The 26367-nt window shown below is 72.9% G+C and carries 21 protein-coding genes, 2 tRNA genes and 4 pseudogenes; 16 read left to right on the top strand and 11 right to left on the bottom strand.

Annotated features, from left to right (window positions below):
• Positions 1 to 269: 269 nt before the first annotated feature.
• Positions 270 to 450: pseudogene (locus ABD794_RS08150) on the top strand (hypothetical protein).
• A 39-nt stretch (positions 451 to 489) separates the two neighbouring features.
• On the opposite strand, the pseudogene ABD794_RS08145 reads toward ABD794_RS08150, so the two are convergent.
• A pseudogene (locus tag ABD794_RS08145) lies at positions 490 to 1870 on the bottom strand (ABC1 kinase family protein).
• Positions 1871 to 1911: 41 nt separating this feature from the next.
• A pseudogene (locus tag ABD794_RS08140) lies at positions 1912 to 3038 on the bottom strand (ThiF family adenylyltransferase).
• A gap of 444 nt (positions 3039 to 3482) precedes the next feature.
• Between ABD794_RS08140 and ABD794_RS08135 the strand changes: the two are divergent.
• On the top strand, positions 3483 to 4079 hold the full coding sequence (locus ABD794_RS08135) for a M48 metallopeptidase family protein (RefSeq protein ID WP_425585956.1): 597 nt from the start codon (positions 3483 to 3485) through the stop codon (positions 4077 to 4079).
• A gap of 22 nt (positions 4080 to 4101) precedes the next feature.
• On the opposite strand, the gene ABD794_RS08130 is transcribed toward ABD794_RS08135, so the two are convergent.
• Both ABD794_RS08130 and ABD794_RS08125 read right to left on the bottom strand, forming a co-directional pair.
• Positions 4102 to 4641 (bottom strand): NUDIX hydrolase, encoded by a 540-nt coding sequence (locus ABD794_RS08130; RefSeq protein WP_344961938.1) that lies wholly within the window; start codon positions 4639 to 4641, stop codon positions 4102 to 4104.
• On the bottom strand, positions 4638 to 6098 hold the full coding sequence (locus tag ABD794_RS08125) for a zinc-dependent metalloprotease (RefSeq protein WP_344961936.1): 1461 nt from the start codon (positions 6096 to 6098) through the stop codon (positions 4638 to 4640). Before ABD794_RS08125 ends, ABD794_RS08130 begins: the two co-directional genes overlap by 4 nt.
• A gap of 203 nt (positions 6099 to 6301) precedes the next feature.
• On the opposite strand from ABD794_RS08125, the pseudogene ABD794_RS08120 reads away from it, so the two are divergent.
• The 4 genes and pseudogenes from ABD794_RS08120 (at position 6302) to ABD794_RS08105 (ending at position 9503) form a co-directional block, all read left to right on the top strand.
• Positions 6302 to 7427, top strand: a pseudogene (locus ABD794_RS08120) (SDR family oxidoreductase).
• 100 nt (positions 7428 to 7527) lie between these two features.
• Positions 7528 to 7962 carry a molybdenum cofactor biosynthesis protein MoaE gene (locus tag ABD794_RS08115; protein WP_344961933.1) on the top strand — a complete coding sequence of 145 codons (435 nt, stop codon included), beginning with the start codon at positions 7528 to 7530 and terminating at the stop codon, positions 7960 to 7962.
• 126 nt (positions 7963 to 8088) lie between these two features.
• Positions 8089 to 8331 (top strand): hypothetical protein, encoded by a 243-nt coding sequence (locus ABD794_RS08110; RefSeq protein ID WP_344961931.1) that lies wholly within the window; start codon positions 8089 to 8091, stop codon positions 8329 to 8331.
• Between the two features lie 80 nt (positions 8332 to 8411).
• A complete protein-coding gene (locus ABD794_RS08105; RefSeq protein WP_344961928.1) occupies positions 8412 to 9503 on the top strand; it encodes a YlbL family protein in 1092 nt (363 codons plus the stop codon).
• Positions 9504 to 9588: 85 nt separating this feature from the next.
• Here ABD794_RS08105 and ABD794_RS08100 read toward each other — a convergent pair whose 3' ends face one another.
• On the bottom strand, positions 9589 to 10182 hold the full coding sequence (locus ABD794_RS08100; protein ID WP_344961926.1) for a PPA1309 family protein: 594 nt from the start codon (positions 10180 to 10182) through the stop codon (positions 9589 to 9591).
• Between the two features lie 144 nt (positions 10183 to 10326).
• Between ABD794_RS08100 and ABD794_RS08095 the strand changes: the two genes are divergently transcribed.
• The 4 genes from ABD794_RS08095 (at position 10327) to ABD794_RS08080 (ending at position 15729) form a co-directional block, all read left to right on the top strand.
• Positions 10327 to 13182, top strand: a complete 2856-nt coding sequence (locus tag ABD794_RS08095; RefSeq protein ID WP_344961941.1) for a UPF0182 family membrane protein — start codon at positions 10327 to 10329, stop codon at positions 13180 to 13182.
• Positions 13183 to 13223: 41 nt separating this feature from the next.
• Positions 13224 to 13297 (top strand) — tRNA-Met (locus ABD794_RS08090).
• A gap of 259 nt (positions 13298 to 13556) precedes the next feature.
• Positions 13557 to 15563: a tetratricopeptide repeat protein gene (locus ABD794_RS08085; protein ID WP_344961924.1), complete on the top strand. Its 2007-nt coding sequence runs from the start codon at positions 13557 to 13559 to the stop codon at positions 15561 to 15563.
• Positions 15564 to 15655: 92 nt separating this feature from the next.
• Positions 15656 to 15729: transfer RNA gene (locus tag ABD794_RS08080), tRNA-Met, on the top strand.
• 56 nt (positions 15730 to 15785) lie between these two features.
• Here the strand turns inward: ABD794_RS08080 and ABD794_RS08075 are convergent.
• Positions 15786 to 16202 carry a Fur family transcriptional regulator gene (locus ABD794_RS08075; RefSeq protein WP_344961922.1) on the bottom strand — a complete coding sequence of 139 codons (417 nt, stop codon included), beginning with the start codon at positions 16200 to 16202 and terminating at the stop codon, positions 15786 to 15788.
• Positions 16203 to 16384: 182 nt separating this feature from the next.
• Here ABD794_RS08075 and ABD794_RS08070 point away from each other — a divergent pair, with 182 nt between their 5' ends.
• Positions 16385 to 17857 carry a catalase gene (locus ABD794_RS08070; protein ID WP_344961920.1) on the top strand — a complete coding sequence of 491 codons (1473 nt, stop codon included), beginning with the start codon at positions 16385 to 16387 and terminating at the stop codon, positions 17855 to 17857.
• Positions 17858 to 17961: 104 nt separating this feature from the next.
• On the opposite strand, the gene hisN is transcribed toward ABD794_RS08070, so the two are convergent.
• The gene (gene hisN, locus ABD794_RS08065; RefSeq protein WP_344961917.1) at positions 17962 to 18777 is read right to left on the bottom strand and encodes a histidinol-phosphatase; all 816 of its coding nucleotides are present in this window, start codon (positions 18775 to 18777) and stop codon (positions 17962 to 17964) included.
• A 271-nt stretch (positions 18778 to 19048) separates the two neighbouring features.
• Between hisN and ABD794_RS08060 the strand changes: the two genes are divergently transcribed.
• Positions 19049 to 19687: a TetR/AcrR family transcriptional regulator gene (locus ABD794_RS08060; RefSeq protein WP_344961915.1), complete on the top strand. Its 639-nt coding sequence runs from the start codon at positions 19049 to 19051 to the stop codon at positions 19685 to 19687.
• Positions 19688 to 19702: 15 nt separating this feature from the next.
• Here ABD794_RS08060 and ABD794_RS08055 read toward each other — a convergent pair whose 3' ends face one another.
• From ABD794_RS08055 to ABD794_RS08040, 4 genes are all read right to left on the bottom strand, one after another.
• Positions 19703 to 20026, bottom strand: a complete 324-nt coding sequence (locus ABD794_RS08055; protein ID WP_344961940.1) for a DMT family transporter — start codon at positions 20024 to 20026, stop codon at positions 19703 to 19705.
• A gap of 87 nt (positions 20027 to 20113) precedes the next feature.
• Positions 20114 to 21118 (bottom strand): ribosome small subunit-dependent GTPase A, encoded by a 1005-nt coding sequence (gene rsgA, locus ABD794_RS08050; protein ID WP_344961912.1) that lies wholly within the window; start codon positions 21116 to 21118, stop codon positions 20114 to 20116.
• A 17-nt stretch (positions 21119 to 21135) separates the two neighbouring features.
• Positions 21136 to 22500 carry a 3-phosphoshikimate 1-carboxyvinyltransferase gene (gene aroA, locus ABD794_RS08045; RefSeq protein ID WP_344961910.1) on the bottom strand — a complete coding sequence of 455 codons (1365 nt, stop codon included), beginning with the start codon at positions 22498 to 22500 and terminating at the stop codon, positions 21136 to 21138.
• Between the two features lie 84 nt (positions 22501 to 22584).
• Positions 22585 to 23301 carry a M50 family metallopeptidase gene (locus ABD794_RS08040; RefSeq protein WP_344961909.1) on the bottom strand — a complete coding sequence of 239 codons (717 nt, stop codon included), beginning with the start codon at positions 23299 to 23301 and terminating at the stop codon, positions 22585 to 22587.
• A gap of 192 nt (positions 23302 to 23493) precedes the next feature.
• Between ABD794_RS08040 and ABD794_RS08035 the strand changes: the two genes are divergently transcribed.
• The 4 genes from ABD794_RS08035 (at position 23494) to rsrA (ending at position 26288) form a co-directional block, all read left to right on the top strand.
• Positions 23494 to 24342 (top strand): SOS response-associated peptidase, encoded by an 849-nt coding sequence (locus ABD794_RS08035; protein ID WP_344961907.1) that lies wholly within the window; start codon positions 23494 to 23496, stop codon positions 24340 to 24342.
• Between the two features lie 26 nt (positions 24343 to 24368).
• Positions 24369 to 24995, top strand: coding sequence for an alpha/beta hydrolase family protein (locus ABD794_RS08030; protein ID WP_344961905.1), 627 nt, complete (start codon positions 24369 to 24371; stop codon positions 24993 to 24995).
• Positions 24996 to 25245: 250 nt separating this feature from the next.
• Complete coding sequence (locus ABD794_RS08025) at positions 25246 to 25950, top strand: sigma-70 family RNA polymerase sigma factor (RefSeq protein ID WP_425585957.1); 705 nt, start codon at positions 25246 to 25248, stop codon at positions 25948 to 25950.
• A complete protein-coding gene (gene rsrA / locus ABD794_RS08020) occupies positions 25947 to 26288 on the top strand; it encodes a mycothiol system anti-sigma-R factor (protein WP_344961901.1) in 342 nt (113 codons plus the stop codon). Before ABD794_RS08025 ends, rsrA begins: the two co-directional genes overlap by 4 nt.
• Positions 26289 to 26367: the final 79 nt, after the last annotated feature.

Below are 26367 nucleotides of genomic sequence, written 5' to 3'. Positions count from 1 at the left end.
CGTGCCCATATGCACGAGGGCAGGGCCGTCCGGCTCGCGGCGGCCCGGCGCGTGCAGCGCCGCGCCGAGCGGGCCTCGCTGCGCGCCCGACGGGCATTGGCCATGGCCGTGATGCAGCACTAGGCCATTCCGCCGAACGCGACTTGGTGAACCGGGGGGCCGGTCCGAAAGGACCGGCCCCCCGGTGCGTTCGGGTGCGTTGAACCCTCACGAACCGTTCACGGGGATATCGTCTGGGAGTGGACCAGAAGACGCCTGATTCAGCGCAGTTGGACCCTGAGGCCACCGGCACCACCCTCACGTGTGCCCGTTGCGGAACCACCGCCGACGGCTTCCCGCCGACCTGGACCTGCTCCGTGGAGAACGGCGGCCGCCCACTACTTCTGCGACGACTGCTCCCGCGCCAACCTCAGAGCGATCGAGGGCCGACTCGACTCCGCCTGGTGGTGAGGGAACGGGCCCGCGCCTCCGGCGGACCCGCCCGCCCGCTCAGGCGGGAGTCCCCTGACCGCAGTCCTCCACCGGGCCGGCGTCCGCGAAGCCCGGGACCCACGCCTCCATCTCGTCGCGCAGCCGCACCGTCGCGCCCAGCTGACAGAGCACCCCTATGGTGCTCGTGGTCACCCGGTGGATGAGCAAGTACGCCGGGGGCAGGTTGAGCTGACGGGCCAGCTGGTACGCGGGAGAGCGGGGATCGGCGATCCGCGTGGCCTGGGACCGCATCCAGTCGCGGGTGAAGGTGAACTCGTCCACCTGGGCAGGCTCGATGATCGGCAGCAGATAGTCGAGCACGGGCTTCCGGGTCGAGCTCGATCTCCGGCTTGACGAACCCCTCGTCACGGAGCAGCTCGTGGACCGCCTCGGCCTCGCCGTCCAGCGTCAGCCGCAGCGCCGTCCCGATCTCGGCCGGCAGTCCCTGCGGCAGCCGGTCCACCGTGCCGAAGTCCAGGACGCCCAGGCGCCATTTCTCCCGGTGGCCCGTCGGGGTGGTCGCCGGTGACCAGACGGAAGTTGCCCGGGTGCGGGTCGGCGTGCAGCAGTCCCGTGCGGGCGGTGCCCGAGAAGAGAAAGCGGGCCAGCAACTGACCTGCCCGGTCCCGCTGCTCCTGGGTGCCGTCCGTTATCACCTCGGACAACGGCACCCCCCTCCAGCCACTCCGTCACCAGCACTTGATCGCTGTGGTGCACCACGGCCGGCACCGTGACGTCGGCGTCCCCCGCGAACTCCTCGGCGTGGGCGATCTGGGGCGCTCGCCTCCAGCCCGTAGTCCAGCTCCTCGGCCACCCGGTCCCGCAGCTCGGCGATGAGGGGCTTGAGATCCATCCCGGGGATCAGCGGTCCCAGCAGCCGGGCGAAACGGCCGAGTTGGGTGAGATCGGACAGCAGCGCATCCCCGGCCCCGGGGTACTGCACCTTGACCGCGACTTCGCGCCCGTCGTGCCAGACAGCCCGGTGCACCTGCCCGATCGACGCCGCCGCGGTCGGCTTGTCGTCGAACTCCTCGAAGAGATCCCGCCAGTCCGCCCCCAGCCGCTCCGCCAGCGCCGCGTGCACCGACTTCACCGGCATCGGGGGCGCCGCCTCCTGGAGCTTGGTGAGCGCCGCCCGGTAAGGGCCCGCGACCTGCTCCGGAAGCGCCGACTCGAAGACGGACAGGGCCTGTCCGAGCTTCATCGCACCGCCCTTGAGCTGGCCGAGCGTCGCGAACAGCTGCTCCGCCGTGCGCTGCTGCAGCTCGGCGGCGATCATCTCCGCCGGCCGGCCGCCGATCCTCTTGCCCAGCCCCAGTGCCGTGCGTCCGGCGAACCCCAACGGCAGCGCGGCCAACTTGGCGGTACGAGCGACCGCCTTGCGCGGTAGATCAGACATGCGCCCCTCCAACTAGCTGTGCAGCCACGCCGCGACGGTGGTCACCCGTGCATTCTCCCGTGCGGGTCCCCCGCGGCCCCGTCACGACCCCCCTCCGGAAGGCGCGCCGCACCGCACGGGCACCGCGGGTGCGGCTCGACGGGGCGCGAGGACCACCCCGGACCCGGCAGCGCCAGCTCCAGGCGGTGCCCCGCACCCGCCGTGGACCCACCGTCGAGGAACGCCAGCGCCCACGACACGGTCAGCCCCGCCACGACCGTGGCCAGTGCCATGTCGCATGACGGTACCCCCGCGCGCCGGCCGGACTTCCACTGGGCGAGCATCCGGGGCCACGCCGCGTCCTGTTCGGCGCGGTCCAGGTCCATGCACCCGGCGCAGGCCGACCGGCCCGGCAGGACCAGCGGGCCCACCACCCCCGTCGCCTCGGCCACCCCCGCGTACAGAAGGGGCGTCCCCGACGACCCCAACTCCCGGGCCTCCGCCGGATCCGGGGACCAGACCGCCACCCCGTCCCGCGGCGCGCACACCGTCAGGGCCAAGGGAGGCTCGGGGCGGCCGGCCCGGGACCGGGGCGCGGGCAGCGGCGCCGCCTCGCGCCACCACCCGGCGGGCCGCCGCGTCCCGCCGCTCGCCCGTCCGCCGCGCGCCCACCCCGCACGGGCCCACATCCCACGGCTCGACACAGCCGCCGTCCACCACGTCGACCCGCCCCACTCCCGAGGCCGACAGCAGCGCGGCGACGGCGGCCCCCCACCCGGCCGCCCCGCGGACCCGCACCCGCGCCTCCTGTCGCGCGGCCATCAGCCGCATCGCCGCGCCCGGTTCGGGATGCAGCACCGAGAGCGAGGCCAGATCCGGCCGCAGCCGCTCCAGGGCCGCGCCGCCGCGGCTCCGCAGGGCGGCCCCGCCCGTACCGCCGCCGCGCGCGTCGTCGAGCAGGCCCGCCCGCGTCAGGCGCTCCAGCAGCAGGTCCGCCCGGCCCTCCGGGAGGCCCAGGGCGGCGGCCTCCACCCGCAGCAGCGGCAGGCTCCGCGTGCCGTCGAGCAGGGCGAGGAGGGACGCGGTCGCGGTGTCCACGGGGCCCGACCACCGACGCGTGGGCCGCCGTCATCCCCAGCTGAACGGTGTCCCGGCTGCGCCAGGCACGCCGCAGGGCCGGCTTGACCATCGGATGCGCGCGGTCCCGTCCCGGGCCGAGGCCTCGTCCGCGGGCGCCGGGATTCCGTCCCCGGCGCAGGGGACCGGCCGCCCGCCACCGGAATCCCGTCTCCCGCCTCCGGGTTCCCGCACCCCCGCAGCGGCACGTCTTCCTCCGCCACGGCCACCGCCGCCCCGCACGCCCGTCCGCTCCCCATGGCTCCCCCTCGTCGACCCGGGACACCGCGCTGTCGCGGTGCCCTCGCCGCATCCCGGCAGGGCCCTGGCACCCCGCGGATCCGACAGGCCCAGGATGCCCGGCGGCGCCCGTCACCGCCCGGAGTTGTCCACAGGCAGGAGTGATTGTCGTACTAGTGGTGTGGTCGATGGGGATCGGCCCTCGACCGGGCGGGCGCGGGACTTCCGGCGCCGCCACCCGGTAACGTCGGGCGCGTGCCCGTCGACCCCCTGCACAGTGCCCCCAGAACAGCGCGCGGCGCCCCGAACCCGGGCGGGCCCGTCCGTCGAGGGGGCGCCGACGGAGGCCGGGACCGGCGCGGTGGAGGTCCGCAGGAGCGCGCGGCGCCGCAGGACCGTCTCCGCGTACCGCGAGGGCGACCGCACGGTCGTCCTCATCCCGGCCCGGATGTCGGACGCCGAGGAGAAGCGCTGGGTGGGCGTGATGCTCGACCGGCTCGCGGCGCAGGAGAGCAAGCGGATACTCGGGGACGCCGAGCTCGCCGAGCGGGCCGGGCGCCTCTCCGCGCAGTACCTCGACGGCCGGGCACGGCCGGCCACGGTCCGCTGGGTCACCAACCAGAACACCCGCTGGGGCTCGTGCACCCCCGCCGAGGGCAGCATCCGCCTCTCGCACCGGCTCAAGGGCATGCCCGAGTACGTCGTCGACTACGTCCTGCTGCACGAGCTGGCGCACCTGCTCGTGCCCGGACACGGCCCCGCCTTCTGGCGGCTGCTGGAGGCGTACCCCCGCACCGAGCGTGCACGGGGGTACCTCGAAGGTGTGGTCGCCGCCGGCCGGCTTCCGCACCTGCCGGCGGCCCGCAGCGAGTGACCCGGGGCGCTCGGGCCCGCGGTCACCCCAGCAGTGCGCGCACCCGGTCCACCAGGCGCACCACCGACTCGTCGGCCACCGAGGCCACCTCGTCGTAACCGAACCAGCGCAGGTCCAGCGACTCGTCGCTGATCGCCGCCTCGGAGCCGGCGGGGGCCAGCGCCGCGTACTGCACGTCCAGGTGCCAGGCGCACGGCGTGTGGTGCCGGTCCAGCCGGACGGGACCGCCCGGCAGCAGCGTCAGTCCCTCGGCGATGCCCGACTCCTCGCGTGCCTCGCGCAGGGCCGCCGCCGCCAGCGTGGCGTCCTCCGGCTCGCAGTGCCCGCCCATCTGGAGCCACATCTCCAGCTTGCGGTGGAGCGTGAGCAGTACCCGGCCGGCGGCCGGGTCCACCACCAGGGCGCTCGCGGTGACGTGGCCCTCGTGGCACGCCTTCCACATGCCGTCCGGACGGCTCCGCAGGTGGTCCAGATAGGCCAGCCGCAGGCTCTCCTGCCGATCGTCCCCGTCCGGGGCGGACCACTCCTCGAGGACCCGCTCCGCGTCGGCGTGCAGGCTCACTCGGCCCCCTCGCCGCCGGACCCGTCCTTCTTGTCGTCCTTCTTGTCGTCCTTCTTCAGGTCCGGCCCGGCAGAGCCGCCGGCCGCCTCGCCGAGCATCTTGTCCAGCTCGGAGAAGTCCAGGTGCTCGCGGTGCACAAAGCCGTCCGGGTCGTCCAGGTCGGCGGCCGTGGGCAGCATGTCCGGGTGCTCCCAGAGGGCGTCCCGGCCCTCGGCGCCGCGCGCGTCCGTCAGGGAGGCCCACAGGCGCGAGGCGTCGCGCAGCCGGCGCGGACGCAGCTCCAGGCCGATCAGCGTCGCGAAGGTCTGCTCGGCGGGGCCGCCGGTCGCCCGGCGCCGGCGCAGCGTCTCGCGCAGCGCCCCGGCGGACGGCAGGTGCGGGGCCGCCGCCGCGTGCACGACCGCGTCCACCCAGCCCTCGACCAGCGCCAGCGCGGTCTCCAGCCGGGCCAGGGCCGCCTTCTGCTCCGGCGAGTCCTCCGGCTGGAACATGCCCTGCTGGAGCGCCTCCTGCATCTGCTCGGGGTGCGTCGGGTCGAGCTGGCCGACCACGTCCTCCAGCTTGGAGGTGTCCACCTTGATGCCCCGGGCGTAGCCCTCGACGGCGCCGAACAGGTGCGAGCGCAGCCACGGCACGTGGGAGAAGAGCCGCTGGTGGGCGGCCTCGCGCAGGGCCAGGTAGAGGCGGATCTCCTCCTGCGGGACGCCCAGGCCGGAGCCGAACTCCGCGATGTTCACCGGCAGCAGCGCCGCCCTGCCCGCCGGGCCCAGCGGCAGGCCGATGTCGGTCGAGCCGACGACCTCGCCCGCCAGCACGCCCACGGCCTGGCCGATCTGGGTGCCGAACATGGCGCCGCCCATGCTGCGCATCATGCCGAGCAGCGGGCCGGCCATGGCCCGCATCTCCTCGGGCAGCACGTCGCCCATGGCCGAGCCGACGCGCTCGGCGACGGGGTCCACCAGCTCGCGCCAGACCGGCAGGGTCGCCTCGACCCACTCCGCGCGGCTCCAGGCCACGGCCGTGCCGGAGCCCGAGGGGAGCGAGGTGACGCCGTCCAGCCACAGGTCGGCCAGGCGCACGGCCTCCTGGACGGCCGCCCGCTCGCCGTCGGTGACGCTGGCGTCCTTGCTGCCGTCGGCGGTGCCCTGCGCGACCGTCTGCCGCGCGATGTCCTTGGCCATGTCCCAGTTCACCGGGCCGCCCTCGTACGAGAGCATCTGGCCGAGCTGCTGGAACGCGGCGCCCAGGTCGCCGGGGTTCATCGCGCCGCCCATGCCGGGGACGGCACCGCCGAACAGCGCGGCGAAGGGGTTGTCCCCGCCGCCGGCCCCCGGGCCGAACCCGAACGGGTTCGCCGGCCCTTGGCCACCACCCTGGTCACCGCCCTTCTTCTTGCCGTTGTCGCCGTCCTCCGGCTCCTCCGGCGGAAGACCGAATCCGAATGGGGTGTCACTCACGGGTTTCCTCGGCTCGTAGGGCCGCCGGCTCGGGCCGGCGGCGAATGCCCGACAACACCACCCAGCGTAGACACCTCCCCGGTATCGGGGCTTGGTGCTCCACCGGCTCGGGGCCTGCGGCAGGATGGACGTCACCTGGTACGTACGGGTCATGACACAGGTGATGACGCATACGTACTGAAGACAACCGCTGGAGACGCCCGGTGAGTTCCCCCGACCGAGAAGTTCGCGCAGCGCGAAACGGTTCCGCGCGAGACAGTACGAGCCTGCCCGGCCGACGGCCCGTGGTCGCCGTGACCGGCGCCGCCCGCGGCGTCGGCGCGCTGCTCACCCGGCGGCTCGCCGCGTGCGAGGAGGTCAAGCACGTCCTCGCGATCGACGAGCGGCGCGGCGACGTGAGCGAGGCGCAGTGGCACGTGCTGGACGTGCGCGACCCGGCGATCGCGGAGAAGCTGCGCGGGGCCGACGTCGTCGTCCACCTCGCGCTCGACCTCGACCTGGAGACCGACTCCGCCGCCCGCACCGCCTACAACGTGCGCGGCACCCAGACCGTGCTGACGGCCGCCGCGGCGGCCGGGGTGCACCGGGTGGTGCTGTGCACCTCGGCGATGGTCTACGGCGCGCACCCGGACAACGACGTGCCGCTGGACGAGGACGCCGAGCTGCGGGCGACCGCCGAGGCCACCGGCGTCAGCGACCTGCTGGAGATCGAGCGGCTGGCCCGCCGCGCACCCCGCGCGCACCCCGGCCTGAACGTCACGGTGCTGCGGCCGGCCGTGCTGGTCGGCGGCACGGACACCGCGCTGACCCGCTACTTCGAGTCGCCCCGCCTGCTGGTGGTCGCGGGCTCCCGGCCCGTGTGGCAGTTCTGCCACGTCGAGGACCTGGTGAGCGCGCTGGAGTTCGCGGCCCTGGAGAAGGCCGAGGGCGAGCTGGCGGTGGGCTGCGACGGCTGGCTGGAGCAGGAGGAGATCGAGGAGCTCAGCGGAATCCGCCGCATGGAGCTGCCCTCGGCGGTGGCGCTCGGCGCCGCCTCCCGGCTGCACCGCCTGGGCCTGACGCCCTCCCCGGCCGGCGACCTCGCGTACACGATGCACCCGTGGGTGGTCAGCGGACATCGGCTGCACGCCGCGGGCTGGCGGCCGCGCTGGACCAACGAGGAGGTCCTGGCGGAGCTGCTGGAGGAGGTCGCGGGGGCGGCACACGGTCGCGGGGCGCCGCCTCGGCCGCAAGGACGCGACCGCCGCGGGGGCGGCCGGGGCCACGGTGGCGCTGCTGGGCACGGCGGCGCTGGTGCGGCGGGCGCGGAAGGCGCGGCGGAGGGTGTGAGGGGTGTTGTGCCCCTGTCCCGCCCTTTCTCCCCCAGCGGGTAGCCGGGGGAGAAAGGGCGGGACAGGGGCTCCTTCCGCCCTGCGGCACCATGGACCGCATGCCCGCTTCGAACGAAGGCCCTGTGCGCCTCCTCGCCGTCCGCGACACCCCCCTCTCCCTGGACGAGGTCTTCGCCGCCGTCGGCGACCCCGCCGCCGGTGGCACCGCGCTCTTCGTCGGCACGGTGCGCGACCACGACGGGGGAGCGGACGTGACGGGACTCGGCTACTCCGCGCACCCCTCCGCCGAGGCCGAACTGCGGCGGGTCGCCGAGGCGGTGGCGGCCGACTTCCCGGTGCGGGCGCTGGCCGCCGTGCACCGGGTCGGGGATCTGGTCGTCGGCGACCTCGCCGTCGTGGTCGCGGTCTCCTGCCCGCACCGGGCGGAGGCGTTCGCGGCCTGCCGTCGGCTGATCGACGACCTCAAGCGCGAGGTGCCGATCTGGAAGCACCAGACGTTTTCGGACGGTACGGAGGAGTGGGTGGGGGTTTAGGCAGGTGGCATGCCCGGAACGGGTCGCCCCCGGTTGCGTAACCAGGTCCCTGAAGTGAGCGTTGAGACGGCAGACGATTAATGTGCTCATCGGTAAGTCGCGAGGAGTAAGGGGTCGGAGGCCGTTATGGCGGCGCTCGCTTGGTTGCTGATTCCGGTTGCCGCGGCCGTGGTCGCCGCTCTGTGGGGGAGCTGGGCGGCCCGGAACCGCAAGGCCGGCGATGTCTCGGAGCTCGCGGGGTACGAGAAGTTCCGCGAGGCCATGGAGCGCCGGGAGGTCATGGAACGGCCGGAAGCCGTGGAGCGTCCGGAAGCCGTGGAGCGCCCGGAGGTCATGGAGCGCTCGGACTCCGGGACCGGATCCGCCTGACACCGGCCGCGACCAGGCATTCCGTCCCGTACGGACCGCCCCGGGAGTGGACTGTCAGACCTGTCCCGTACTGTCGTTCCATGCCCCGCCGCACTGCGACGATGCTCGCCTCCCTGTTGATGCTGATCGCGTTTCTCTGCGCCGGCGTGCTGATCCCCGTGCCCTACTCGGAGATGTCCCCCGGCCCGACGGTGAACACCCTGGGGGACCACGGCGGAGAGCCGGTGCTCCAGATCTCGGGGCGCAAGACGTACCCGACCACCGGCCACCTCAACATGACGACGGTCCGGGTGACCGGCTCGCAGTACCGGATGAACATGGTCGAGGCGGTCTACGGCTGGCTGACCCACGACAAGCTGGTCGTCCCGCACAGCACCCTCTACCCCGACGACAAGACCCCGGACCAGCTGAACCAGGAGACGGCCGAGGAGTTCAGCCAGTCCCAGGAGAGCGCCAAGGTGGCGGCGCTCAAGCAGCTGGACATCCCGGTCGGCACCCGCGTGGTGGTCGCCTCCGTGGTCAAGGCCAGCCCGGCGGAGGGCCTGCTGCACGCCGGCGACGTGATCAAGTCCGTGGACGGCACGGAGGTCGGGCAGCCCGGTGACGTGGCCAAGCTGGTCACCAAGCACAAGCCGGGCCAGAAGGTCGCCTTCCGGGTCGTCCCGGCCAAGGAGGCGGCCGCCGCGGAGAAGGAGAAGCGGCAGCCGAAGACGGAGGAGACCGTCACCCTGGTGACGCGCGAGGCGCCCGGTGACAAGCGGGCCGTCGTGGGCATCCAGGCGGGGACGGCGCACACCTTCCCGTTCCCGATCAACATCAAGCTGGCCGACGTCGGCGGGCCGAGCGCGGGCCTGATGTTCGCCCTCGGGATAGTCGACAAGCTGACCCCGGACAACATCGCCGACGGCCGGTTCATCGCCGGCACGGGCACGATCGACGACAGCGGCAAGGTCGGCCCGATCGGCGGCATCGAGATGAAGACCGTCGGCGCCCGCAACAAGGGCGCGGAGTACTTCCTGACCCCCAAGGACAACTGTGCGGCCGCGGCCAAGGACACCCCGAAGGGGCTGACCCTCGTCAAGGTCGACACGATAGGCGACGCGCTGAAGTCCCTGGAGAAGATCAAGAAGGGGGACGCGGCCGGCCTGCCGCGGTGCACGACGGGCAAGTGACGCCCCCGCGCCCCGCGGCTCCCCCGAGCGGCCGGGGCCGGATCGGGTCCGGCCCGGCCCGGTGCGGGCCCGACCCCGTCCCGGCTCAGTCGGCGAAGGTGGCCGCGAGCGCCTCGGCCAGACCCGGCACCAGGTCGGGGCCGGTGAGCACCTCGGTCGGCGAGTCCTTCTCGCGCAGCCGGACGGCCGATTCGCGGGCCCCGTCGCGCAGCACCGCGACGGTCATCCGGACCTCCTGGCGGTCCGGGTGGCCGGCGACCCACTTGGCGAGCTGCTTCTCGTTCATCCCGTGCGGCACCGAGGCCTCGGCCGACGGCGGCAGCATCAGCCGCTCCACGGTCAGGGCGCAGCCCGTCACGGCATCCGGCCAGGCGACCGTGGCGAGGAACTTGTCGAGGGGGGCGCCGGCGGGCAGCTTGTCCTGCTCGATGGGGGTGTAGGAGGGAGCGGCGGAGCCGGGGGTCCCCTCCAGGCCGAGCTGCTTGGCGAGCGCGGGCTCCTGGGCGCGGAGCTTCGCGGTGTCGACGAGGGCGAAGAGTCGGGCCGGCTGGTCCCAGCCGAGCCCGGAGGCGTACTCGTCGATCTCGAGCACGGCGCGGGTCAGCGGGCTGGCGGCCATGGGGGGCGTGCCCGGAACGGGCTGGTCGGGGTGGCTCGGGGAGCCGGCATTGCTGGACATGCTCAATATCGTGCCCTGACCGGGGCCGAAATCGGGAACCGAGTAAAGCCTCGGTAAGTTGCCACAGTGGGTCCTACTATCGCCAGGGCCTGATCGACAGCTCCACTGACAGCGAACTTCGAGGTGCGCACCTTGGCTTTCCAGATGCCGGACCGCGGCGGAGGCCCGACAGGGCCGCGGATGAGAGTCGGACGGCCGTCCCGTCGTGTCCGGACCCTGATGACGACCCTGGGTGTGCTGGCTGCGCTGGCCATGCTCTTCGTCATGTTCGCCGGGTTCTGGACGGACTGGCTGTGGTACCGCTCCGTCCACTACTCCTCGGTCTTCACCACCACGCTCGGCACCAAGATCGGCCTGTTCGCCGTCTTCGGCGTGCTGATGGCCCTGGCGGTGGGGACCAACATCTGGCTGGCGCACCGGTTGCGTCCGCCACTGAGCGCGATGTCGGCGGAGCAGCAGTCCCTCGACCGCTACCGGATGAGCATCGCGCCGTACAAGAAGTGGGTGCTGCTGGCGGTCACCGCGCTCGTCGGCCTGGTCGCCGGCGCCTCCGCGGCGGGGCAGTGGCGCACCTGGCTCCAGTGGATCAACGGGGTCCCCTTCCACCAGAAGGACCCGCAGTTCCACAAGGACATCTCCTTCTACACCTTCGATCTCCCCTGGTACCGCTTCCTGTTGAGCTTCGGCTTCGCGGCGGCAGTGCTGTCGCTGATCGCCGCAGCCCTGGTGCACTACCTCTACGGCGGGCTCCGGCTCACCAGCCCCGGCCACCGGGCCACCGCCGCCGCCACGGGCCATCTCGCCGTGCTCCTGGGCCTGTTCGTGACGCTCAAGGCCGTCGCCTACTGGCTGGACCGGTACGGGCTGGCGGTCAAGTCGAGCGGCCTGAAGTCGACGGACGGCTGGACGGGCCTGCGGTACGTGGACGCCCACGCCTATCTGCCGGCCAAGACGATCCTGTTCATCATCGCGCTGATCTGCGCGGTGCTCTTCTTCGCGACGCTGTGGCGGCGCACCTGGCAGCTGCCGGTGATCGGCTTCGGCCTGATGGTGCTCTCGGCGATCCTGATCGGCGGGCTCTACCCGGCGATCGTGCAGAAGTTCCAGGTCTCTCCCAACGAGCAGGCCAAGGAAGCGCCGTACATCGCGAAGAACATCAAGGCCACGCGCGAGGCGTACGGCATCGACAAGACCCAGGTCGACGACAAGTACCCGGGCAGGGGCGACGCCTCGACGGACAAGGGCACGCTGCGCGACCTGGCCGGTTCCACGGCCAGCCTGCGGCTGCTCGACCCGAACATCGTCTCGCCCGCCTTCCAGCAGGAGCGCCAGGACCGCGGGTACTACCAGTTCCCGTCCACCCTGGCCGTGGACCGCTACAAGGTGGACGGCAAGGACCAGGACACGGTCATCGGTCTGCGCGAGCTCAACATCAAGGGCATCCCCGAGCGCAACTGGATCAACGACCACTTCAAGTACACCCACGGGTACGGCGCGGTGACCGCCAAGGGCGACTCGGTGCCCAAGGGCGGCGGCCCCGACTTCCAGTCGGACAAGGTCCTGGGCCCGTACGAACCGCGGGTGTACTACGGCGAGAAGACCACGCAGTACTCCATCGTCGGCGGCCCGCAGAAGGAGCTGGACCGGCCCGGCGACGAGGACAAGGAGAGCTACAGCTACCGGGGCAAGAGCGGGGTCGACCTGTCGAACCCGGTCAACCGCGCCGCGTACGCGGTGGCCTTCGGCGAGCCCAAGATCCTCTACTCGGGCGCCATCGGCAAGGGTTCGAAGATCCTCTACAACCGGACCCCGAAGGCCCGCGTCGAGGCGGTGGCCCCCTGGCTGACCATCAACAGCGACGCCTACCCGGCGGTGGTGGACGGCCGCATCCAGTGGATCGTGGACGCCTACACCACGAGCAACGGCTATCCCTACGCCTCCCGCACCACCCTCGGCGACACCACGGCCGACTCGCTGACCACGGGCCAGCGCGCGGTGGTGGCCCAGCAGAACCGGGTCAACTACATCCGGAATTCGGTGAAGGCGACGGTCGACGCGTACGACGGCACCGTCAAGCTCTACCAGTGGAACACCGAGGACCCGGTGCTCAAGACCTGGATGAAGGCGTTCCCGGGGACGGTGAAGCCGAAGAGCGAGATCAGTTCCGCGCTCAAGGACCATCTGCGGTATCCCCAGGACCTGTTCAAGGTGCAGCGCGAACTGCTGACCCGGTACCACGTCACCGACCCGGGGACGTTCTACACCGGCAGCCAGCGCTGGGAGGTGCAGGACGACCCGACCAACAAGGGCAACGCCGTTCCCCCGTACTACCTGAGCATGCAGATGCCGGACCAGAAGGCCCGGACGTTCTCGCTGACCACCACGTTCACGCCGAAGAACCGCCAGAACCTGGGCGCGTTCATGGCCGTCGACGCCGACGCGCGGAGCGACGAGTACGGCCGGATCAGAATTCTCCAGCCCAAGGACACGGTCTGGGGCCCGTCGCAGGCACAGAGCAATTTCAACAGCGACCCGACGGCCGCGAGCGAGATCAAGCTGTTGCGGGGCGGGGATTCCGAGATCGAGTACGGAAATCTGCTGACGGTGCCGCTCAACGGCGGTCTGCTGTACGTGGAACCGGTCTACGTCCGCGGCGCGCGCGCCAATTACCCGCTGCTGAAGAAGGTGTTCGTCACCTACGGCGAGAAGATCGCCTTCAAGGACACCCTCGGAGAGGCGCTGGACGAGGTGTTCGGCGGTCAGAAGCCGGGCGGCAAGCAGCCGCCGGACGGCACGAAGCAGCCACCGGCCGGCGACTCGACGGTGAAGCAGGCCGTGAAGGACGCTCAGGACGCCTACGGGGCAGGGCAGAAGGCGCTGGAGAAGCAGGACTGGGAGGCGTACGGCAAGGCCCAGAAGGACCTCAAGGACGCCCTCGACCGGCTGGCGAAGGCCGAGGCGCGGAGCGAGGAGAAGAACGGGGGCAAGCCGGGCAGCTAGCCCCGCCCGCCCCGCGCCGTGGTACGGTTGTTCCACAACGGCGCGGGGTGGAGCAGCTCGGTAGCTCGCTGGGCTCATAACCCAGAGGTCGCAGGTTCAAATCCTGTCCCCGCTACTGGAAGACAAGGCCCGGAGTCTCGAACTCCGGGCCTTGTCGTGCTGCCGTGAGGCCCATGGGGAGCCTCCGTTGCCGGAGTGACCGGCGGGACCACTGTTCGCATCGGACGCCACGCTGCTCTGTGCGGGTTATGTGCGGGGGTTTTGATTAGAGTTTGGAGCACCGTTGTGTCGGGAAGTCGGGAAGTCGACAAAACGCTGAAGTGACCTCACTGGCTGCGGTATTCCAGGTGTACGCAGGTTGCGGGAGTGCGACGATGGGACGTATGGGGGACAAGGCGAGGCTGGTGGAGACAGGTCGGCTTGTGAACGCTCCCGCTGCGGGGAGCATTCCGGAGGTACGGGTTCCGGCGCCGTACGACCCTGCGCGGGCCCCGTCGGCCCCCTCGTCCCGGGGGTCCTCGTCCCCGGGGCCCTCGAGAGGCGTCTCCCAGGGGGGCGCCGCCGAAGCGGCCGACCTGGAGCTGGAGACCGCCCGCCGCCGCGCCGAGGAGTCCGGTGACCCCGCCGCCCTGAGCATGCTCGGCGCGCTGCTGCTCCGCCGTGGCGACCTCGACGGCGCCGAGAAGCACCTGCGTGCCGCCACCGCCGAGGGCGACCGCTCCGCCGCCAACAACCTGGGCGTCCTGCTCCACCAGCGCGGCTACGCCGACGAGGCGGCCGGCTGGTGGCGGGTGGCCGCCGTCGCCGGCTCCGCCGCCGCGGCCCATGCCCTCGGCCGCTACCACCGTGAGCGCGGGGACGAGCCCGCCGCCGAGTACTGGCTGCGGCAGTCCGCCGAGTCCGGGCACGCCCTCGGCGCGTACGCCCTCGCCGACCTGCTGGAGCACCGCAGCGACGTGGGCGCCGAGCGCTGGTTCCGCTCGGCCGCCGAGCGCGGGCACCGCGAGGCGGCGTACCGTCTGGCCCGCATCCTCGACGGCCGGGCCCCCGGCTCCGCCGCCCGCTCCGGCGGCCTGGCGGCCGGGCTCGGCCCGACCACCGGCGCCCGGCGCAACCCCGTCGGCGGCGGCGACACCTCCGTGCGCGACCTGCGGGCCGCCGCGGCCGGCCGCGAGAAGGGCCCCGCCGACGAGGCCGAGCAGTGGTACCGGCAGGCCGCCGCCCGCGGCCACCGCCGCGCGGCCCTGCACCTGGGCACCCTGCTGGAGGCCCGCGGCGAGATCCAGGAAGCCGCCCGCTGGTACCTGACCTCGGCCAAGGACGGCGAGTCCCGGGCCGCATGCGCCCTCGGCTTCCTGCTGCGCGACGCCGGCGACGGCGACAGCGCCGCCGTCTGGTGGCGCCGGGCCGCCCAGGACGGCGACGGCAACGCGGCCAACGCCCTGGGCGCCCTGCACGCCGACCGCGGCGAGTCGCAGCAGGCCGAGCGCTGGTACCGCACCGCGCTCGACGCCGGGGACGTCAACGGCGCGTACAACCTCGCCCTCCTCTGCGCCGAGCAGGGCCGCACCGCCCAGGCCGAGCAGTGGTACCGCCGTGCCGCCTACGCCGGCCACCGCGAGGCCGCCAACGCGCTGGCCGTCCTGCTGCTCCAGGCCGGCGACCCGGCCGGCGCCGAGCCGTGGTTCTCCAAGGCCGCCGAGGCGGGCAGCGTGGACGCCGCCTTCAACCTCGGCATCCTCTACACCGGGCGGAACGAGGAGCGCGCGGCACTCCAGTGGTACGAGCGGGCCGCCTCCGCCGGGCACACCGAGGCGGCGCTCCAGGTGGCCATGGTCCTGCTGCGCGAGGGCGGCCAGGACGACGCCGAGGAGGCCGAGCGGCACCTGCGGGTGGCCGCCCGGGGCGGCAGCGCGGAGGCGGCCTTCCGGCTGGGCTCCCTGCTGGACCGGGAGGCCGGCGACGACCATGACGCGGCGTCCTCGGCCGAGTGCGAGGAGTGGTACGGCAAGGCGGCCCGCCAGGGCCACCGCCGCGCCCAGGTGCGGCTCGGCATGCTGGTGGCGGCGCGGGGCGACGTCGTCGAGGCCGCGCGCTGGTACCGCCAGGCCGCCGAGGCGGGCAGCAGCAACGGCGCCTTCAACCTCGGACTGCTGCTGGCCCGGGAGGGCAGCGAGCCGGAGGCGGCCCTGTGGTGGACCCGGGCGGCCGAGGCCGGGCACGGCCGCGCGGCCCTGCGGCTGGCCCTGCTGGCCGCCCGCCACGGCGAGTTGACGCAGGCTCAGCTGTGGTGCGCGCAGGCCGTCGAGCACGGCCCGGCCGAGGTCGCCGAGCGGGCGGCGCGGCTGCGGGACGCGCTCCAGCAGGAGCTGTCGGCGTAGGCGCGCCGCACGTCGTCCCGTGGTCGCGGGCCGTCACTGCGGGCACCTGGTTTGCACCATGCGCCGTAACCGGGTTACAGTTGGCCCATCGACGCGGGGTGGAGCAGCTCGGTAGCTCGCTGGGCTCATAACCCAGAGGTCGCAGGTTCAAATCCTGTCCCCGCTACTGATCGGAAGGCCCGGATCCTCAGGATCCGGGCCTTCCGCATTCCCGCTCCGGTTTCAGGCCGCGGCGCAGCCGGGGCACAGGCCGCGGTAGGTCACCTCGACCGCCGAGAGCTGGAAGCCGAAGCGCTCCTCCGGCGGGAGGCCGGCGAGCAGGTCCCCCGCGGGGTGCACGTCGCGGATGGTGCCGCACCGCGAGCACACGAGGTGCTGGTGCGCGTGGTGGGCGTTGGGGTCGTAGCGCTTGGCGCGGCCGTCGGTGCTCACCTCCAGCACCTCGCCCAGCGAGACCATCTCCCCGAGGGTGTTGTAGACGGTCGCCCGGGAGATCTCCGGCAGCAGTTCGGCCGCCTTCGCGTGCACCTCGTCGGCGGTGTAGTGCACATGATCCCCGTCGAGCACCTCGGCGACGACGCGCCGCTGCGCGGTCAGCCGCCAGCCGCGTCCGCGGAGTCGGTCCAGCAGGTCACTCATGCCATTCACCCATCAGTCAGATAGCACCAGCCTAGCAGCGCCTTTTGTCCATCAATGGAGGAGATTCTTCCGTGCGCTGCATCTTGACTTAGACAAAGTCCAATGTAGGATCGGTTTCTGTTCCTGCCAAGGCCGAGTGCCTGGCGTGGCAGGGCGAGACGATGGAAATGACGGAGGCGTACGTGTCGGTTCAGGACGAGGCCAAGACGACGGGCCCGCTGACCACGGAGTCCGGAGCTCCGGTCGCGGACAACCAGAACAGTGAGACCGCGGGCATCGGCGGCCCCGTCCTGGTCCAGGACCAGCTGCTGCTGGAGAAGCTCGCGCACTTCAACCGTGAGCGCATCCCGGAGCGCGTGGTGCACGCCCGCGGCGCCGGCGCCTACGGCACCTTCACCGTGACCGCGGACGTCACGAAGTACACCCGGGCGAAGTTCCTGGCCGAGATCGGCAAGGAGACCGAGGTCTTCCTGCGCTTCTCGACCGTCGCCGGCAACCTCGGCGCCCCGGACGCGGTCCGTGACCCCCGCGGCTTCTCGCTGAAGTTCTACACCGAGGAGGGCAACTACGACCTCGTCGGCAACAACACCCCGGTGTTCTTCATCAAGGACGCCATCAAGTTCCCGGACTTCATCCACACCCAGAAGCGCGACCCGTACACCGGCTCGCAGGAGGCGGACAACGTCTGGGACTTCTGGGGCCTGAGCCCGGAGGCCACCCACCAGGTGACCTGGCTGTTCGGCGACCGCGGCATCCCCGCCTCGTACCGCCACATGAACGGCTACGGCTCGCACACCTTCCAGTGGAGCAACGAGGCCGGCCAGGCCTTCTGGGTCAAGTACCACTTCAAGACCGACCAGGGCATCGAGAACCTCACCGCGGACGAGGCCAACAAGCTCGCCGGCGAGGACCCGGACAGCCACCAGCGCGACCTGCGCGAGGCCATCGAGCGCGGCGAGTTCCCGACCTGGACCGTGCAGGTGCAGATCATGCCGGTCGAGGACGCGGCGAACTACCGCTTCAACCCGTTCGACCTCACCAAGGTGTGGCCGCACGAGGACTACCCGCCGATCGAGTTCGGCAAGCTGGAGCTCAACCGCAACCCGGAGAACATCTTCGCCGAGGTCGAGCAGTCGATCTTCTCGCCGGCCCACTTCGTGCCCGGCATCGGCCCGTCCCCCGACAAGATGCTCCAGGGCCGGCTCTTCGCCTACGCCGACGCCCACCGCTACCGCGTCGGCATCAACGCCGACCACCTGCCGGTGAACCGTCCGCACGCCACCGAGGCCCGCAGCTACGGCCGCGACGGCTACCTCTACGACGGCCGGCACGGCCGCTCGAAGAACTACGAGCCGAACAGCTTCGGCGGCCCGGTCCAGACGGACCGCCCGCTGTGGCAGGCGTCCGCCGTCTCCGGCGTGACGGGCGACCACGTGGCCCCCTCGCACGCCGAGGACAACGACTTCGTCCAGGCGGGCAACCTCTACCGCCTGATGTCGGAGGCGGAGAAGGAGCGCCTGATCGCCAACCTCGCCGGCTTCATCGCCAAGGTGTCGCGCGACGACATCGCCGAGCGCGCGATCGACAACTTCCGCAAGGCGGACGAGGACTACGGCAAGCGGCTGGAGGCCGCGGTCCAGGCCCTGCGCGGCTAGGGGCGCTTGCCGTAAGAAACCGGAGAGGCCGGACGCCAATGGGCTCCGGCCTCTCCGGCCGTTCAGGAACGGCCGGTCAAGGGCGGCCGATCAGGGGCGGCCGATCAGGGGCGGCTCGGGCGCAGATAGCCCAGGAGCTCGTCGTGGAGCAGGCCGTTGGACGCCGCCGCGTTCCCGCTGTGCGGGCCCGGACGGCCGTCCAGACCGGTGAAGCGGCCGCCCGCCTCCTCGACGATGACGACGTTCGCCGCCATGTCCCACAGCGACAGCTCCGGCTCGGCGCAGATGTCCACCGTGCCCTCGGCGACCATCATGTACGGCCAGAAATCTCCGTAGCCGCGGGTGCGCCAGCAGTCCCGGGTCAGGTCCAGGAAGCCCGGCAGCATCCCGCGCTCCTCCCAGCCCGAGAGCGAGGAGTAGGCGAACGACGCGTCCGCCATCCGCTCGACCTTCGAGACGCCCAGGCGGCTCGCGGACGAGAGGCTGCGGCCGGTGTACGCGCCCGAGCCCTTCGCCGCCCACCAGCGGCGGCCCAGCGCCGGGGCGGAGACCAGCCCCACCACCGGCTCGAACTCGGCCCGGCCCGCGTGCTCGACCTGGACCATCAGGGAGATGAGCGTCGCCCACACCGGGACGCCGCGCACATAGTTCTTGGTGCCGTCGATCGGGTCGATCACCCAGCGGCGGGGCCCCAGGCCCTCGCTGCCGAACTCCTCGCCGAGGACGGCGTCCCGCGGGCGGGCCCGCTGCAACTGGCCGCGGATCAGTTCCTCCGCGGCCTTGTCGGCCTCGCTCACCGGGGTCATGTCCGGTTTGGTCTCGACCTTGAGGTCGAGGGCCTTGAACCGATCCATGGTCGCCGCGTCGGCGGCGTCCGCCAGGACGTGGGCCAGGCGCAGATCATCGTGGTAGTCGGACATAACCGGAACACTACCCGCGATCGGTCCTCCCGGGCTCTTGACACCGTCTGGTGGTGCGTCAATTCTGTGGCCACAACCGTCGTGCGGCCGCAAGGGCGTGTCCGATGGGTCAGTGCGGGCCCTGCGGCGTCCGGTGCGGTGCATCGCAAGGCGGAGCATCGCCCGCGTACTGGGCGTACTCGGGTGATGCGACAACGCAGCGAGGTGCCGTGCCAGGCGTCGCGGGGCCTGTGCTGTCCCATCGGACACGCCCTAGGCCCGGGAGGCGACGATGCCCGCGGCACGAGAGCTCCTGCTGGACGCGGCCTTCACGGCCCTCGGCACCCGGCCCTGGCACGGGGTCCGAATGGTCGACGTGGCGGCCGCCGCCGGGGTGTCCCGGCAGACGCTGTACAACGAGTTCGGCAGCAAGGACGGCCTGGCCCGCGCGCTGGTGCGGCGCGAGGCGGAGTCCTTCCTGGCCGGCGTGGACCGGTCGCTGGCGGACGTCGCCGAACGGGGCGACGCGGACGCCGGGGACTGCTGCGCGGCCGCCGCCGTGTGGACGCTGCGCGCCGCGCGGGCCAACCCGCTGGTGCGCGCCGCCCTCACCGGCTGCCGCGGCGAACGGCTGCCCGCCCAGGCGGCCCCGGCCGTGCCCGCGCCGCGCACCCCGCCGCCGCCCTCCGCGGCGCGGGGCGCCCCGGTGCCCGCCGCGCTGGTGGAGCGCATCCGCGACAGTGCGGCCGAGGCCGTCGGGAGGACGGCGGGGCCGGGCGCGGCGGACCCGGAGGCGATACGGCGGGCCTGCGAGACAGCCGTGCGGGTGACCCTGTCGTACGTGGTCGCCCCCGCCGCCTCCGACGTGGAGGCGGCGGGGCAGGTCGCCCGCGTCGTGCGGGCGCTGCTGGACGCTCCCGAGCGCTCCTGAGAGCGGGTCCGCGCTTCAGTGCGCCGAGCCGGAGAGCTGGAGTCCGATGACGCCGAGGATCACGAAGGCGATCGAGACCAGCTTGAGGGTGGAGACCAGGTCGTCCAGGAAGACCATGCCGTAGATCGCGGTGCCCGCCGCGCCGATCCCCGTCCACACCGCGTACGCCGGCCCGACGTCCAGCTTCTTGAGGGAGAGCGTCAGCAGCCCGAAGCTGCCGAGGGCGAAGCACGCGAAGGCGATCGTCGGCCACAACCGGGTGAAGCCGTGCGAGAGTTTGAGACAGACGGCGAAGCCCGTTTCCAGAAGTCCGGCGACCACGACCAGCAGCCACGCCATCAGATTGCCTCCCGTGTCGTAGACCGCCCCACGCGTCCCGGTTGCTTGGTGCACTTGCCGCTGGCGGTCATTCGCAAACGTAGGCGATCAGTCGCCTTCGCGCCGCTCCCGGGTGGCCAGAAGCCTGCGCAGCGAGAAGAGCCGTTGCGGATCGGCGTGCCCCTCCGCCACCCAGGCGTCCAGCGCGCAGTCCGGCTCGTCGTGGCTGCACGCGCGCGGGCAGCCCTCGGTGCCCGGCTCCAGGTCGGGGAAGGCGTGGATGACCCGGGACGGGTCGACGTGGTGGAGCCCGAACGACCGGACGCCCGGGGTGTCGATGACCCAGCCCGAGCCGTCCGGCAGCGGGAGGGCCAGCGCCGACGTCGTGGTGTGCCGGCCGCGGCCGGTGACCGCGTTGACGTGGCCGGTGGCCCGCTGCCGCTCGACGAGCGAGTTGACCAGGGTCGTCTTGCCGACGCCGGAGTGCCCGACGAAGGCGGTGATCCGGCCGGTCAGCCGCTCCCGGACCCGGTCGGCCGCGGCGCCCTCGGCCAGCTCCTCGCGGTTGGTGACCACGTAGGGCACGCCCAGCGACCCGTAGGACTCCATCAGCTTCTCGGCCGGGGCCAGGTCCGACTTCGTCAGGACCAGCAGCGGTTCGAGCCCGGCGTCGTACGCCGCGACCAGGCAGCGGTCGATCAGCCGGGGCCGCGGCTCCGGGTCGGCGAGCGCGGTGACGATGGCGAGCTGGTCGGCGTTGGCGACCACGACGCGCTCGAACGGGTCGGTGTCGTCGGCGGTCCTGCGCAGCACCGAGCGGCGCTCCTCGACCCGGACGATCCGGGCCAGGGTGTCCTTCTTTCCGCTGAGGTCGCCGACGACCGCGACCCGGTCGCCGACCACCGCGCTCTTGCGGCCCAGTTCACGGGCCTTCATGGCCGTGACGGCGTGGCCCTCGAGGAGGACGGTCAGCCGGCCGCGGTCGACGGTGAGGACGAAGCCCTCGGCGGCGTCCTCGTGCTTGGGGCGGATGCTCGTCCGCGGCCGGTTGCCCTTGCGGTTGGGGCGGACGCGGACGTCGTCCTCGTCGGTGTGCTTGCCGTAGCGGCGCATGGGTGTTCCCGGGTCTCTCAGGCTCTCGGCGCCGTCGTCGCCCCCGCGACGGATCCGAGCATTCCGTTCCACAGTGCCGGGAAGTCGGGCAGGGTCTTGGCGGTGGTCGCCACGTTCTCCACCTGGACGCCCGGAACCGCGAGGCCGAGGACCGCGGCGGCGGTGGCCAGCCGGTGGTCCTCGTAGGTGTGGAAGACGCCGCCGTGCAGCGGGCGCGGGCGGATGCGCAGGCCGTCGGCGGTCTCGGTGACGTCGCCGCCGAGCTCGTTGATCTCCTTGGCGAGCGCGGCGAGGCGGTCCGTCTCGTGCAGGCGGAGGTGGGCGATGCCGCGCAGCTCGGACTCGGAGTCCGCGAGCGCGGCCACGGCGGCGATGACCGGGGTCAGCTCGCCGACCTCGTGCAGGTCCGCGTCGAGGCCGGTGATCCGGCCGGTGCCGGTGAACGTCAGCCCCGCGTCGGTCAGTTCGCAGGTGCCGCCCATGGCGGTGAAGATCTCGCGCAGCGCGTCGCCGGGCTGCGTGGTGTGCTCGGGCCAGTCGGGGATGGTGACCCGGCCGCCGGTGACCAGGGCGGCCGCCAGGAACGGCGCGGCGTTGGACAGGTCGGGCTCCACGACCAGATCGCGGCCGAGCAGGGCGCTGGGGGAGACCCGCCAGACGTCGGGCTCGCCGCCCGCCTCGGGGGTGTCCACCTGGGCGCCGGCGGCGCGCAGCATGTCCACCGTCATGCGGATGTGCGGCAACGAGGGCAGCGCGGAGCCGACGTGGCGGACCTCGACGCCCTGGTTGAAGCGGGCGCCGGAGAGCAGCAGCGCGCTGACGAACTGGGAGGACGAGGACGCGTCGATCTCCACCGGGCCGCCCTCCAGGGCCCCGGCGCCGTGCACGGTCAGCGGCAGCGCGCCGCGGTCGTTGTCGTCGATGCGGGCGCCCAGGGCGCGCAGGGCGTCGATGACGCCGTGCAGCGGGCGCTCGTAGCTGCGAGGGTCGCCGTCGAAGCGGACCGGGCCGTCGGACAGCGCGGCCACCGGCGGCAGGAAGCGCATGACCGTGCCGGCGTTGCCGACGTCGACCGTGGCCGGGCCGTGCAGCTGGGCGGGGATCACGCGCCAGGCCTCGCCGGTGCCGTCGGGGCCGCCCTCGGAGCTGGAGGAGACGGTCTCCTCGATGCCGACGCCCATGGCGCGCAGCGCCTCGGCCATCAGCAGGGTGTCGCGGGAACGCAGCGGGCGGCGCAGCCAGCCCGGCTCGGCGGCCAGTGCGGCGAGGACGAGGCCGCGGTTGGTGACCGACTTCGAGCCGGGCACGGTGACGGTCGCGTCAACGGCCCCGGTCGCGGTCGGAGCGGGCCAGAGGTCGGTGTGCGCGGGGCTCTGGGTCATGCCCTTACCTTACGGCCTCCCCGGCCGCGGTGAACGGGCTCCCTGCCGGACCCGAACGGGCCCGTAGCGCCTCGTCGCCGCGGGTCAGGCCGCCCCGAGCAGCCAGCGCCCGCCGGCCACCAGGGAGACCAGCGAGACGAGATGGAACAGCAGCAGCCACAGCGCGGGCGCGACGCCGGTCAGCCGCCCCAGCTGATCGGCGTCCGAGTCCGACGCCCGGCCGTGCCGGCGCTTGCGCTGCAGCTCGAAGGCCGGCCGCACGCCGCCCAGCAGCAGGAACCACACCACCCCGTACGCGAACGCGGCCCGCAGCTCGGCGCCCGCCAGCCACGAGACCAGGGCGAAGGCGCCGCCCGAGACCACCACGGTCAGCACGCCCCAGGCGTTGCGGATCATCACCAGCATCGCCGCGAGCAGCGCCGTCGCGCCCCAGAGCAGCGCCGTGACATGCCCGGTGGACAGCGCCCACGCCCCGGCGAGGCCCAGCAGCGAGGGGGCCGGGTAGCCGGCCGCGGCGGTCAGGACCATGCCGATCCCGGTCGGCCTGCCGCGCGAGACGGTCAGCCCGGAGGTGTCCGAGTGCAGCCGGATGCCGCTCAGGGTCCGCCCGCTGAGCAGCGCCACCAGGGCGTGCCCGCCCTCGTGGGCGATGGTGACGGCGTTGCGCGTCACGCGCCAGACCCGCGGCGGGGCGACGGCGGCGAGGGCGATCAGGCCGGTCACCACCACGGTCCACAGGGAGGGCCCGGCCTGGGAACCGGCCAGCCGGTCCCACAGTCCGGCGGTGCTGGTGCTGTCCATGGCGGTGCCGCTCCTCCTACGTTCCTCGCGCGTTCCTCGCGCAGCGTGGTCCGTGCAGAGGGACGGCCGGAACTCGACGGTGGTTCCCCGGGCCGGGGGCGCGGAGGCCACGAAAAAGGCAAGGGGGCATGGACGGGTGGGGCGGATGGGGCACCATGGTCAGCGCGAGGGTGAACCGAGGGGCGGTCGGACATGTGCGGGCGGTACGCGGCGAGCCGGAGGCCGGAGGACCTGGTCGGGCTCTTCGACGTCAAGGTGTGGGAGCCCGCGGAGACCCTGGCGCCCGACTGGAACGTGGCACCGACCAAGAGCGTCCACGCGATCCTCGAACGTCCCCTCAAGGGATCCGGCGACCCGCGCCCGGTCCGTCAACTGCGCACCCTGCGCTGGGGGTTGGTGCCACCCTGGGCCACGTCGCCGGACGGCGCCGCCCGGATGATCAACGCCCGGGCGGAGACGGTGCACGAGAAGCCGTCCTACCGCCGGGCCTTCGCCGCCCGGCGCTGTCTGCTGCCGGCGGACGGCTACTTCGAGTGGGTCACCGGCGCGCAGGAGCGCGAACTGGAGGTCCAGGGCCGCAAGAAGCGCCCCCGGAAGCAGCCCTGGTTCGTCACACCGGCCGACGGCTCGGTGATGGCCATGGCCGGACTCTACGAGTTCTGGCGCGACCGGACGCTGCCCGAAGACCACCCGCAGGCCTGGTGGGCGACCTGCTCGGTGATCACGACCGAGGCCGAAGCGGAGCCCTTCGCGGGCGGCGGGTCACCGGAGGGCGGGGCATCGGACGGCGGGGCCGAGGGCGGCCCGCGCTCGCTGGCGGACATCCACCCCCGGATGCCGCTCCTCCTCACCCCCGACCGGTGGGCGGACTGGCTCGACCCGGCCCGCACCGATCCGGAGGAGCTGCGCGCGCTGCTCGCCCCGCCGCCGCCCGGCCTGGTCCGGGCCCACCCCGTGCCGACGGCGGTCAGCGACGTCCGCAACAACGGGCCCGAACTGCTGACGGAGCTGGCGGCGCCGGAGGAGGCGACGCTCTTCTGACCGGCGGCGCCCGGCAGGATGGGCCCGTGAGCACGCAGACCGTACCGACCCCCGCCGGTGACGCCCGCATCCACTGGCACCCCGCCGCGCGGCCCCGCCTCGTCCTCGCCCTCGGGCACGGCGCCGGCGGCGGCGTCGAGGCCCGCGACCTCGTGGCGCTGGCCGCCGCCCTGCCCGGGCGCGGCGTGACCGTGGCCCTCGTCGAACAGCCCTGGCGCGTCGCCGGAAAGAAAGTGGCCCCCGCGCCCGCGACGCTGGACAAGGCATGGCGCGCCCTCTGGCCCGAACTCGCCGCGCCCGGCGTGCCCGTGGTGGCCGGCGGGCGCAGCGCCGGGGCGCGGGTCGCCTGCCGGACGGCCGCGGAGCTGGGTGCGGTGGGTGTCCTCGCGCTGAGTTTTCCCCTGCATCCGCCGGGGAAGGCGGAGAGGTCCAGGGCCGCGGAGCTGCTCGGCGCGGGCGTCCCGACGCTCGTCGTCCAGGGCGCGCGGGATCCGTTCGGGCGGCCCGAGGAGTTCCCCCCGGGCACGGATCCGGTGGCGGTGCCGGGCGCCGACCACGGCTTCGCGGTGGCGAAGTCCGCGGGCGTCACCCAGGAGGACGTATCGGCCCTGATCACCGGGGCGGTGGGGGACTGGCTCGCCGACCTGCCCTGACCGGGAATGCGCGGGGGCCCGCCGCTGTTCTCGTACTCGTACGACAACGCACCGGCACATGACAAAGGAACGGGAGACCCGCGCAATGGGTTCGATCGCATGCCTGTCCCGCCCGAACACGGCCGACCGGGGCCTGCTGGCCATGGGTACGGGCCGGGCGGCCGCGGCTGGAGCGGCGGGCCTGGCCGATCGTCGTCTATTCTCCGAAACGAGCGGGTCCGGGAAGGACCCGGCCAAGGTTCTGGAGGAGGTGGGTCCGGTCGCAGGCACCGACGCGGGGTCGAACGGCGAGGGGCTCCCTCCCGCCCAGCACGTGGAGAACCAGCACGCGGAGAGCACGGCGGAGCGCAACGCGCGCTTCGAGCGCGACGCGCTGACCTTCCTCGACCAGATGTACTCGGCCGCCCTGCGGATGACCCGCAATCCGGCGGACGCGGAGGACCTGGTCCAGGAGACGTACGCCAAGGCGTACGCGTCCTTCCACCAGTTCCGTGACGGCACGAACCTCAAGGCGTGGCTCTACCGCATCCTGACCAACACCTTCATCAACTCGTACCGCAAGAAGCAGCGTGAGCCGCTGCGCAGCGCGTCCGAGGAGATCGAGGACTGGCAGCTGGCGCGTGCCGAGTCGCACATGTCCCAGGGATTGCGGTCCGCCGAGTCGCAGGCGCTGGACCATCTGCCCGACTCCGATGTCAAGGAGGCCCTTCAGGCCATTCCCGAGGAATTCCGGATAGCGGTCTACCTCGCGGACGTCGAGGGGTTTGCCTACAAGGAGATCGCGGACATCATGGGTACCCCCATCGGCACGGTGATGTCCCGTCTCCACCGGGGCCGGCGACAGCTCCGCGGCCTGCTGGAGGACTACGCCCGTGAGCGCGGTCTGGTCCCGGCCGGGGCCGCCGCGCCGAACGGTTCCGCCGCGTCGCACAATCGGAAGGGCTCGGACTCATGAGCTGCGGTGACCCGCACGAGACGGACTGCTCCGAAGTCCTCGACCACCTCTACGAGTACCTCGACCGCGAGATGCCGGACGGCGAGTGCGCCAAGTTCGAGGTGCACATCGACGAGTGCTCGCCGTGCCTGGAGACCTACGGTCTGGAGCAGGCGGTCAAGAAGCTCGTCAAGCGCTGCTGCGGACACGACGACGTCCCCGCCGACCTGCGCTCCAAGGTGATGGGCCGGATCGAGCTCATCCGCACCGGCCAGCCCGTCCCCGAGCAGGACGTGGTGGCCGAGGCCGTCGCCGAGCGCACCGCGGGCGCCGAGGCACGGGGCGCCTCCCAGGACTGACCCCGGCCGGCTCCTTCGCGGATCACTGCGGCGTGGATCAAAACGGTCTCCGCCCGAACGTCACCCGAACGGACGGCGG

The sequence above is a fragment of the Streptomyces thioluteus genome (assembly GCF_039535865.1).
This window is presented reverse-complemented; position numbering and strand designations above follow the sequence as displayed.

What these genes read in the sequence shown, in the direction of transcription:
- ABD794_RS08105 (WP_344961928.1), top strand. Translation starts at nt 8,412, where the DNA reads ATGCCCCGCCGCACTGCGACGATGCTCGCCTCCCTGTTGATGCTGATC.
- ABD794_RS08115 (WP_344961933.1), top strand. Translation starts at nt 7,528, where the DNA reads ATGCCCGCTTCGAACGAAGGCCCTGTGCGCCTCCTCGCCGTCCGCGAC.
- ABD794_RS08100 (WP_344961926.1), bottom strand. Translation starts at nt 10,182, where the DNA reads ATGTCCAGCAATGCCGGCTCCCCGAGCCACCCCGACCAGCCCGTTCCG.
- rsrA (WP_344961901.1), top strand. Translation starts at nt 25,947, where the DNA reads ATGAGCTGCGGTGACCCGCACGAGACGGACTGCTCCGAAGTCCTCGAC.
- rsgA (WP_344961912.1), bottom strand. Translation starts at nt 21,118, where the DNA reads ATGCGCCGCTACGGCAAGCACACCGACGAGGACGACGTCCGCGTCCGC.
- hisN (WP_344961917.1), bottom strand. Translation starts at nt 18,777, where the DNA reads ATGTCCGACTACCACGATGATCTGCGCCTGGCCCACGTCCTGGCGGAC.
- ABD794_RS08085 (WP_344961924.1), top strand. Translation starts at nt 13,557, where the DNA reads ATGGGACGTATGGGGGACAAGGCGAGGCTGGTGGAGACAGGTCGGCTT.
- ABD794_RS08035 (WP_344961907.1), top strand. Translation starts at nt 23,494, where the DNA reads ATGTGCGGGCGGTACGCGGCGAGCCGGAGGCCGGAGGACCTGGTCGGG.
- ABD794_RS08095 (WP_344961941.1), top strand. Translation starts at nt 10,327, where the DNA reads ATGCCGGACCGCGGCGGAGGCCCGACAGGGCCGCGGATGAGAGTCGGA.
- aroA (WP_344961910.1), bottom strand. Translation starts at nt 22,500, where the DNA reads ATGACCCAGAGCCCCGCGCACACCGACCTCTGGCCCGCTCCGACCGCG.
- ABD794_RS08055 (WP_344961940.1), bottom strand. Translation starts at nt 20,026, where the DNA reads ATGGCGTGGCTGCTGGTCGTGGTCGCCGGACTTCTGGAAACGGGCTTC.
- ABD794_RS08075 (WP_344961922.1), bottom strand. Translation starts at nt 16,202, where the DNA reads ATGAGTGACCTGCTGGACCGACTCCGCGGACGCGGCTGGCGGCTGACC.
- ABD794_RS08110 (WP_344961931.1), top strand. Translation starts at nt 8,089, where the DNA reads ATGGCGGCGCTCGCTTGGTTGCTGATTCCGGTTGCCGCGGCCGTGGTC.
- ABD794_RS08040 (WP_344961909.1), bottom strand. Translation starts at nt 23,301, where the DNA reads ATGGACAGCACCAGCACCGCCGGACTGTGGGACCGGCTGGCCGGTTCC.
- ABD794_RS08060 (WP_344961915.1), top strand. Translation starts at nt 19,049, where the DNA reads ATGCCCGCGGCACGAGAGCTCCTGCTGGACGCGGCCTTCACGGCCCTC.